The organism is Bifidobacterium amazonense (assembly GCF_018555435.2).
Classification (GTDB): Bacteria; Actinomycetota; Actinomycetes; order Actinomycetales; family Bifidobacteriaceae; genus Bifidobacterium; species Bifidobacterium amazonense.
Map to the genome: position 1 here is coordinate 1 of NZ_JAFEJT020000087.1, position 9,512 is coordinate 9,512.

6 protein-coding genes are annotated in these 9,512 nt (G+C 60.6%); 3 read left to right on the forward strand and 3 right to left on the reverse strand.

Annotated features, from left to right (window positions below):
- Positions 1 to 103: 103 nt before the first annotated feature.
- From JS533_RS12830 to JS533_RS12840, 3 genes are all read right to left on the reverse strand, one after another.
- A complete protein-coding gene (locus JS533_RS12830; RefSeq protein ID WP_241515120.1) occupies positions 104 to 1,618 on the reverse strand; it encodes a SpaA isopeptide-forming pilin-related protein in 1,515 nt (504 codons plus the stop codon).
- A gap of 36 nt (positions 1,619 to 1,654) precedes the next feature.
- Entirely contained in the window at positions 1,655 to 2,890 is a 1,236-nt protein-coding gene (locus JS533_RS12835; protein ID WP_241515122.1) for an ISL3 family transposase, read from the reverse strand.
- A gap of 174 nt (positions 2,891 to 3,064) precedes the next feature.
- Positions 3,065 to 4,714: an MSCRAMM family protein gene (locus tag JS533_RS12840; RefSeq protein ID WP_241515124.1), complete on the reverse strand. Its 1,650-nt coding sequence runs from the start codon at positions 4,712 to 4,714 to the stop codon at positions 3,065 to 3,067.
- Between the two features lie 69 nt (positions 4,715 to 4,783).
- Between JS533_RS12840 and JS533_RS12845 the strand changes: the two genes are divergently transcribed.
- The 3 genes from JS533_RS12845 to JS533_RS12855 all read left to right on the forward strand — a co-directional run bounded on the left by JS533_RS12845 (position 4,784) and on the right by JS533_RS12855 (position 9,409).
- On the forward strand, positions 4,784 to 6,448 hold the full coding sequence (locus tag JS533_RS12845) for an MSCRAMM family protein (RefSeq protein WP_241515126.1): 1,665 nt from the start codon (positions 4,784 to 4,786) through the stop codon (positions 6,446 to 6,448).
- A gap of 174 nt (positions 6,449 to 6,622) precedes the next feature.
- Complete coding sequence (locus JS533_RS12850) at positions 6,623 to 7,858, forward strand: ISL3 family transposase (protein WP_241515122.1); 1,236 nt, start codon at positions 6,623 to 6,625, stop codon at positions 7,856 to 7,858.
- Between the two features lie 36 nt (positions 7,859 to 7,894).
- Positions 7,895 to 9,409: a SpaA isopeptide-forming pilin-related protein gene (locus JS533_RS12855; protein ID WP_241515120.1), complete on the forward strand. Its 1,515-nt coding sequence runs from the start codon at positions 7,895 to 7,897 to the stop codon at positions 9,407 to 9,409.
- Positions 9,410 to 9,512: the final 103 nt, after the last annotated feature.

Here is a 9,512-nt window from a genome sequence, read left to right on the forward strand (position 1 = left end):
CGAGACCAGAAACCTTAAAGAAGCGTAAAGGCCGCGGCTACGATGCCATTCTTGCAAAAGACACCGTAGCCGCGGCTAATTATTCGCCTAGCGGGGAGACGAATCAGCGACCCATGCTGAGCATCCGCTTGGCCTTGCGGCTCTTCACCGCAAGCACGCCCGCACCGCCGGCGAGCACGACCGCCGCGACGATGAACAGGGCGATGCCCATGCCACCCGTGGACGGAAGCTGGCTCTTATCGTAGATGTTCGTGTACGTGTACGGATGCTCAGCGCTGCCGTCGTCACCGGAGACAATGCCAGTTTTATTGTCGGCGTTCGCAAGGAGTCCATTCTTGAGCACGTTGGTGATTTGGGTCGTCATGGTCGGAGTGTCGGTGTCATTGGTTCCCGGCGTCTGAGTGACCTTGAGAATGAACCGTCCCCAATACCCCTTGGCTGTATCGCTGTTATACGGGTTTGGAGCATCGGTTTCCTTGATCAGATAGGTGCCTTCCTTCAAACCAGAGAAAGCGAACTTGCCGCCATCGGCGGACGTCTTGCTTTCGCTGGCCTGATTGTGATTGGTGCCGAACACGTTTTCGAACTTGCCATCTTCCGTGCTGTTGAAGAGCGTTTCGAACGTGTCCTTATTGGTGACGGCGTCTGCGTCGGTCGCATTGGCGAGTTTCTTGATCGTGAACGTGGCTCCGTCCAGACCAGTCTTGTCGTTGTCCTGAACGCCCTTCTTGAGGAAGTTGACGCTGGTCGAACCGATGATGCCGAAGTCCTGCTTGGCGGTGCTTACGCCCTTGGCGAGTTCGACGGTCAGCGCGCCGGACGCGTTGTCGACCTCATAGCCTTGCAGCTCCGTGCCGACGAGGATCGGACTGATGGTCTTGTAGTAACGTTCCGTGCCATCCGTGGTGATCTTCACGTCATCGACGGTCTGGTCGACGATCAGGTACAGACCCTCGTTGTTTTCACCGAAGTCGAAGGTCACGGAACCCTTGTCGGTTCTGCTGCCAGTGACGGTGACCGCCGGATTGGTGCCGGGAATCTCGTTGGTCGCCTTGGTCTTCAGGGCTTCGGCGAACTTCTTGATGGAGCCCGACGGGATACGATACTGGCCGTTTGCGGGCGTGCCGGTGTCGGCGAACATCTGACGACCAAGCCACGTCAGCGGGTCGAGATTCGCATTGGTCGCCGCTTCCGCATCGTACTTGGTCTTCAGATTCGTCACTTCATTGTTATTGGAGTCGTAGCCCGACATTTGGCCCAATGCAGTCTTGACGTCTTCGGTCAGGTTTGCGGCGGTTTCCAGCGTCACGTAGTGCCTGCCGTCGGGTGCATCGTTGGTGTTATAGGTACCGATCTTCACATACTTGAAGGTACGGAGCGTCGCTTGAGTCAGCTCCTTGCTGGTGTCGGTCACGTCGGTCGTGTAGAACTGCTGCACGCTGTAGGTGCCGTTCAGCGTGATCGTATGTCCCTTGCTCGGCGTGCCGTCGGCCGCAACCGGAGCTGCGACGGAGTTCGCGTCGCTCGGGTCGGCTTGTGCGATCGATCCGATGGCGAGTCCGCCGATCATGGTGGCGATGGCCGTGAGGACGGCCAGTGGTTTCCTGCTTCTCATCATAGTTTTCGGCTATTCGCTGTTTGTGGTGGGTGTGGGTTAGGCGGTGGTGACGGCTTTGAGGTCGAGTTTGCCGCAGGTCAAGTAGATCATGGTGGCGAAGTAGTCCATGTTCCGGAAGCCGCGGGCCCGTCGCTTGACGTTCTGGATGACGCTGTTGATGCCCTCGAGAACGGCGTTGGTGTACGGGTGCGTGAAGTAGGCGAGGATCTCGTCCCAGTGTCGGCGGATCAGGCGGGCGAACTCCTTCATGGGCTCGAGCCTCGAGTGCATCATCCACGAGCATAGGCGGTGCAGACCGGCCCATGCCTCGGCTTTGGTGGAGCTGGTCTCGTAGATGTCCTGCAGGACCTCCCTCATCCGGCACGCCCTCGCGGTCTTCAGCCGCTGCTTCGCGAGGCCGCGCTTCGTCTCCAATTGCAGCTCGGTCAGGCTCTCCTCGTTCCTGAGCCACAGGTATTTGGTCCGTTTGAGCAGCGGGTTCTGCCGTCCCTCGGCCTTGCGGACCTTGTCGACGGCCTCGTTGGCGTGCTTGACCACATGGAACTTGTCGACGATTCGCCGCGCGTTGGGCAGCCGCTCGCGGATGCCTTTTTGGAAGCCCAGGCTCATGTCGCAGGTGACGAGACGCATGTATTCGGGCACCCCGTTGTGGCTCATGAAATCGTCGACGAACCGCTTGACGGTGGTCGAGTCCTTGCCCAGCGTCACGTTGATGACATCGTGCTCGACGAGATCGGCGACCACGGTGATGTAGCTGTGGCCCTTGCGGCTGGTCTCGTCGATGCCGATGGCCTCCACGCCTGTGTAATCCTCCAATTCGCGTGCCTCGTCGACGTAGTGGGCGATGAACCGCCACAGGCGCGTGTCGGTCTCGGCCAACTGTTCGGCGAGCGTGCTGACGGGCAGGTGACGGGCCATCTCCACCGCCCACGCCTCGAACAGGAGCGTGAATCCCGAACCGGGTCTCGCCCACGGGGCCGGGACCGTTCTCACCCCGTGCTCGGGACACGCAACACGCGGCATGCCGGCGTGAATGAACGCCTTGTACTGGAAGAAGTTCAGGTGGCGCCACACACGTTCCCGCCTGTCGTGCACCGGGCAGGAGGCCTGCCCGCATCCCGTCTCGGGGCAATGGAAGCGGGCGCCCGTCTCGAAGCCGATCGTGATGTGCAGCTCCCGCCGACCGTCGGCGGCGTCACGAAAGTCCACGGACTCCACCCTCCAAGGCTCCTGCAACTGGAGCGCGGCGGTGAACAGGTGAGAGGTATCCATGCCTCCAACCTACCCGACCCTCACCACCCCACACACGCCAATCACCCACTACAAACAGCGAAAGGCCTAGTTTTCCTTAACTAATTTCTTCCTGAAAATGTGGTTTTGCGAACGATTCGTTTTCCGACGCCCCCTCAGTCGGGACCGCGCGCCTTGTGCCTCAACGTCACGATGTCACCTGGCTTCCCGGCGCTTCGCCCACCAGGTGATCGTGAGGGATCCGCCGAGCAGGAGCACGCCCATGGTCAGCCAGCCTCGCGGCGTCGGACCGCCCGTCGACGGGAGGAAACTGATCGCACGACTGTTACCCACCTTGTTATCGGTGACCGTCGTGCCGTTGTGCTGGAGGGTGACAGCTTCCGCCGGCTGGTTTGCCGTGATCGTGAACTTGTAAGTGGCCTTGCGCATCACATAGCCGGCCGGAGCCCTGGTCTCCGTCAGCTCGTACGAGCCTGGTTCGAGTTTTTCCAGCCTGAACTTGCCGGGATCGGCGTCCGCGTCGGCCCAACGGTTTTCGGACGCGTCGGTCGGACGCTGAGCGTTGGATTTGCCGGAACATCCGTTGGCGTTCGACCCGCAGTCGAGCACCGTCCACGCGGGTTGCTGGTCGGCGGCGATGTCCTTGTTGTCGGCGTTCTTGGTGCGGACGAGCTTCCATTCCGCGCCGCCAATGGCCTGACCGGTATCGGCGTCGGTCTTCGTCCACGACACGCTCCGCACCGTGTTCGCGATCACGCCTTTCATATTCGCGTCGGTCCACGTGGCCGTCATCGCATCGTTCTCGTTGACCACCGTGAACGCGTATTCAACGGTCGAGGGCATCCAATACCCGTCGGGCGCCTGGGTTTCGACGAGCTTGTACGATCCCTCCTTGAGTCCCTTGGTTCCGGTCGCGTCAAGCGTGACCTTGAACACGCCGGCGATCGGCTCCTCGTCCTTGCCCTGATACCCGTTCTTGCCGGTATTGTCCGTGATCGTATCGTACCCGTCGACCGTCTGACCATTGTTGTCAGTGATCTTCCACACGGATCCGCCGATCGGCTGATTGCTGGTCGAGTCGATCTTCTTCCACGTGAGCGCGCCGGTGACCGGCTGATCGCCGATCGTACGACCACCGTCGACCAGCGCATTGCCGTTGGTCGGAACAGTCAGCGTGGGCTGTTCGGGCACCTTGTTGTCGGTTCCCGCGGCCTTGATCGTGAACGTGTACTCGGTCGGGTTGAGTTCGTAGCCGACCGGCGGAATGGTCTCCTGAAGCGTGTACGTGCCGGGCGCGAGATTATCGATGCTGATCGAACCAATCGTATTGTCGTTGTCGCGCGTCGGATCGTTGTCCGTGACCGTTACCGACCATGTCTTGTCGTCCTCGTCCTTCTGCCAGCAGGTTTTAGGCAGCGTGCCTCCGGCCTGGCATTGCGCTGGACGCATCGACGGGGCCATGTACGGGCTCTTCTCCTCCCCGTCATCACGCGCGTCGAGCTTGTCGTCCGTGGTGGTGATCTTCCACGTGGACGACGACGTCACCGGATCCTTGGTATTCGCGTCGGCCTTGTTCCAGCTCATCGAATACGGGCTGTCGAACACGACCACGCCATTCGACCCAAAACCGCCGCCCGACAGGCGCGCCCCGTTGCCGCTGATCAGAATCTGGCCGGTCGACTGCGCATTATCTTTTTCTGCCGCGTTCGTGACGACGGCCTTCAATGCGAGGCCCTGATCGCCGAAACCGTTCTGATAGTAACCTTTGCCTGCGCAATCATCCTTCGTGCTGATGTTGGTGGCATCAATCTGTCCGTCTCCACGTACAACGGGCAGGACGGCCATGCGAACCGTTACGACGAAAATTCCACGAACAACGAGAAAATCGGCATCACAGCCGCTGACAATCATTCGGTGACTACCTGCCTGTACTACACGCATGGCCGTAATAAGGGAGACGGACAGATTGATGCCACCAACATCAGCACGAAGGATGATTGCGCAGGCAAAGGTTACTATCAGAACGGTTTCGGCGATCAGGGCCTCGCATTGAAGGCCGTCGTCACGAACGCGGCAGAAAAAGATAATGCGCAGTCGACCGGCCAGATTCTGATCAGCGGCAACGGGGCGCGCCTGTCGGGCGGCGGTTTTGGGTCGAATGGCGTGGTCGTGTTCGACAGCCCGTATTCGATGAGCTGGAACAAGGCCGACGCGAATACCAAGGATCCGGTGACGTCGTCGTCCACGTGGAAGATCACCACCACGGACGACAAGCTCGACGCGCGTGATGACGGGGAGGAGAAGAGCCCGTACATGGCCCCGTCGATGCGTCCAGCGCAATGCCAGGCCGGAGGCACGCTGCCTAAAACCTGCTGGCAGAAGGCCGAGGACGACAAGACATGTTCGGTACCGGTCACGGACAACGATCCGGCGCGCGACAACGACAATACGATTGGTTCGATCAGCATCGTTAATCTCGCGCCCGGCACGTACACGCTTCAGGAGACCATTCCGCCGGTCGGCTACGAACTCAACCCGACCGAGTACACGTTCACGATCAAGGCCGCGGGAACCGACAACAAGGTGCCCGAACAGCCCACGCTGACTGTTCCGACCAACGGCAATGCGCTGGTCGACGGTGGTCGTACGATCGGCGATCAGCCGGTCACCGGCGCGCTCACGTGGAAGAAGATCGACTCGACCAGCAATCAGCCGATCGGCGGATCCGTGTGGAAGATCACTGACAACAATGGTCAGACGGTCGACGGGTACGATACGATCACGGACAATACCGGCAAGAACGGGTATCAGGGCAAGGACGAGGAGCCGATCGCCGGCGTGTTCAAGGTCACGCTTGACGCGACCGGAACCAAGGGACTCAAGGAGGGATCGTACAAGCTCGTCGAAACCCAGGCGCCCGACGGGTATTGGATGCCCTCGACCGTTGAATACGCGTTCACGGTGGTCAACGAGAACGATGCGATGACGGCCACGTGGACCGACGCGAATATGAAAGGCGTGATCGCGAACACGGTGCGGAGCGTGTCGTGGACGAAGACCGACGCCGATACCGGTCAGGCCATTGGCGGCGCGGAATGGAAGCTCGTCCGCACCAAGAACGCCGACAACAAGGACATCGCCGCCGACCAGCAACCCGCGTGGACGGTGCTCGACTGCGGGTCGAACGCCAACGGATGTTCCGGCAAATCCAACGCTCAGCGTCCGACCGACGCGTCCGAAAACCGTTGGGCCGACGCGGACGCCGATCCCGGCAAGTTCAGGCTGGAAAAACTCGAACCAGGCTCGTACGAGCTGACGGAGACCAGGGCTCCGGCCGGCTATGTGATGCGCAAGGCCACTTACAAGTTCACGATCACGGCAAACCAGCCGGCGGAAGCTGTCACCCTCCAGCACAACGGCACGACGGTCACCGATAACAAGGTGGGTAACAGTCGTGCGATCAGTTTCCTCCCGTCGACGGGCGGTCCGACGCCGCGAGGCTGGCTGACCATGGGCGTGCTCCTGCTCGGCGGATCCCTCACGATCACCTGGTGGGCGAAGCGCCGGGAAGCCAGGTGACATCGTGACGTTGAGGCACAAGGCGCGCGGTCCCGACTGAGGGGGCGTCGGAAAACGAATCGTTCGCAAAACCACATTTTCAGGAAGAAATTAGTTAAGGAAAACTAGGCCTTTCGCTGTTTGTAGTGGGTGATTGGCGTGTGTGGGGTGGTGAGGGTCGGGTAGGTTGGAGGCATGGATACCTCTCACCTGTTCACCGCCGCGCTCCAGTTGCAGGAGCCTTGGAGGGTGGAGTCCGTGGACTTTCGTGACGCCGCCGACGGTCGGCGGGAGCTGCACATCACGATCGGCTTCGAGACGGGCGCCCGCTTCCATTGCCCCGAGACGGGATGCGGGCAGGCCTCCTGCCCGGTGCACGACAGGCGGGAACGTGTGTGGCGCCACCTGAACTTCTTCCAGTACAAGGCGTTCATTCACGCCGGCATGCCGCGTGTTGCGTGTCCCGAGCACGGGGTGAGAACGGTCCCGGCCCCGTGGGCGAGACCCGGTTCGGGATTCACGCTCCTGTTCGAGGCGTGGGCGGTGGAGATGGCCCGTCACCTGCCCGTCAGCACGCTCGCCGAACAGTTGGCCGAGACCGACACGCGCCTGTGGCGGTTCATCGCCCACTACGTCGACGAGGCACGCGAATTGGAGGATTACACAGGCGTGGAGGCCATCGGCATCGACGAGACCAGCCGCAAGGGCCACAGCTACATCACCGTGGTCGCCGATCTCGTCGAGCACGATGTCATCAACGTGACGCTGGGCAAGGACTCGACCACCGTCAAGCGGTTCGTCGACGATTTCATGAGCCACAACGGGGTGCCCGAATACATGCGTCTCGTCACCTGCGACATGAGCCTGGGCTTCCAAAAAGGCATCCGCGAGCGGCTGCCCAACGCGCGGCGAATCGTCGACAAGTTCCATGTGGTCAAGCACGCCAACGAGGCCGTCGACAAGGTCCGCAAGGCCGAGGGACGGCAGAACCCGCTGCTCAAACGGACCAAATACCTGTGGCTCAGGAACGAGGAGAGCCTGACCGAGCTGCAATTGGAGACGAAGCGCGGCCTCGCGAAGCAGCGGCTGAAGACCGCGAGGGCGTGCCGGATGAGGGAGGTCCTGCAGGACATCTACGAGACCAGCTCCACCAAAGCCGAGGCATGGGCCGGTCTGCACCGCCTATGCTCGTGGATGATGCACTCGAGGCTCGAGCCCATGAAGGAGTTCGCCCGCCTGATCCGCCGACACTGGGACGAGATCCTCGCCTACTTCACGCACCCGTACACCAACGCCGTTCTCGAGGGCATCAACAGCGTCATCCAGAACGTCAAGCGACGGGCCCGCGGCTTCCGGAACATGGACTACTTCGCCACCATGATCTACTTGACCTGCGGCAAACTCGACCTCAAAGCCGTCACCACCGCCTAACCCACACCCACCACAAACAGCGAATAGCCGAAAACTATGATGAGAAGCAGGAAACCACTGGCCGTCCTCACGGCCATCGCCACCATGATCGGCGGACTCGCCATCGGATCGATCGCACAAGCCGACCCGAGCGACGCGAACTCCGTCGCAGCTCCGGTTGCGGCCGACGGCACGCCGAGCAAGGGACATACGATCACGCTGAACGGCACCTACAGCGTGCAGCAGTTCTACACGACCGACGTGACCGACACCAGCAAGGAGCTGACTCAAGCGACGCTCCGTACCTTCAAGTATGTGAAGATCGGTACCTATAACACCAACGATGCACCCGACGGCAGGCACTACGTGACGCTGGAAACCGCCGCAAACCTGACCGAAGACGTCAAGACTGCATTGGGCCAAATGTCGGGCTACGACTCCAATAACAATGAAGTGACGAATCTGAAGACCAAGTACGATGCGGAAGCGGCGACCAATGCGAATCTCGACCCGCTGACGTGGCTTGGTCGTCAGATGTTCGCCGACACCGGCACGCCCGCAAACGGCCAGTATCGTATCCCGTCGGGCTCCATCAAGAAGTTCGCCGAAGCCCTGAAGACCAAGGCGACCAACGAGATTCCCGGCACCAATCCGGCGGTCACCGTCACTGGCAGCAGAACCGACAAGGGTTCCGTGACCTTCGACTTCGGTGAAAACAACGAGGGTCTGTACCTGATCGTCGACCAGACCGTCGATGACGTGAAGATCACCACGGATGGCACGGAACGTTACTACAAGACCATCAGTCCGATCCTCGTCGGCACGGAGCTGCAAGGCTATGAGGTCGACAACGCGTCCGGCGCGCTGACCGTCGAACTCGCCAAGGGCGTAAGCACCGCCAAGCAGGACTTCGGCATCATCGGTTCGACCAGCGTCAACTTCCTCAAGAAGGGCGTTCAGGACAACGACAAGACTGGTCTGGACGGAGCCACGTTCACGATCAAGAAACTCGCCAATGCGACCGACGCAGACGCCGTCACCAATAAGGACACGTTCGAAACGCTCTTCAACAGCACGGAAGATGGCAAGTTCGAAAACGTGTTCGGCACCAATCACAATCAGGCCAGCGAAAGCAAGACGTCCGCCGATGGCGGCAAGTTCGCTTTCTCTGGTTTGAAGGAAGGCACCTATCTGATCAAGGAAACCGATGCTCCAAACCCGTATAACAGCGATACAGCCAAGGGGTATTGGGGACGGTTCATTCTCAAGGTCACTCAGACGCCGGGAACCAATGACACCGACACTCCGACCATGACGACCCAAATCACCAACGTGCTCAAGAATGGACTCCTTGCGAACGCCGACAATAAAACTGGCATTGTCTCCGGTGACGACGGCAGCGCTGAGCATCCGTACACGTACACGAACATCTACGATAAGAGCCAGCTTCCGTCCACGGGTGGCATGGGCATCGCCCTGTTCATCGTCGCGGCGGTCGTGCTCGCCGGCGGTGCGGGCGTGCTTGCGGTGAAGAGCCGCAAGGCCAAGCGGATGCTCAGCATGGGTCGCTGATTCGTCTCCCCGCTAGGCGAATAATTAGCCGCGGCTACGGTGTCTTTTGCAAGAATGGCATCGTAGCCGCGGCCTTTACGCTTCTTTAAGGTTTCTGGTCTCG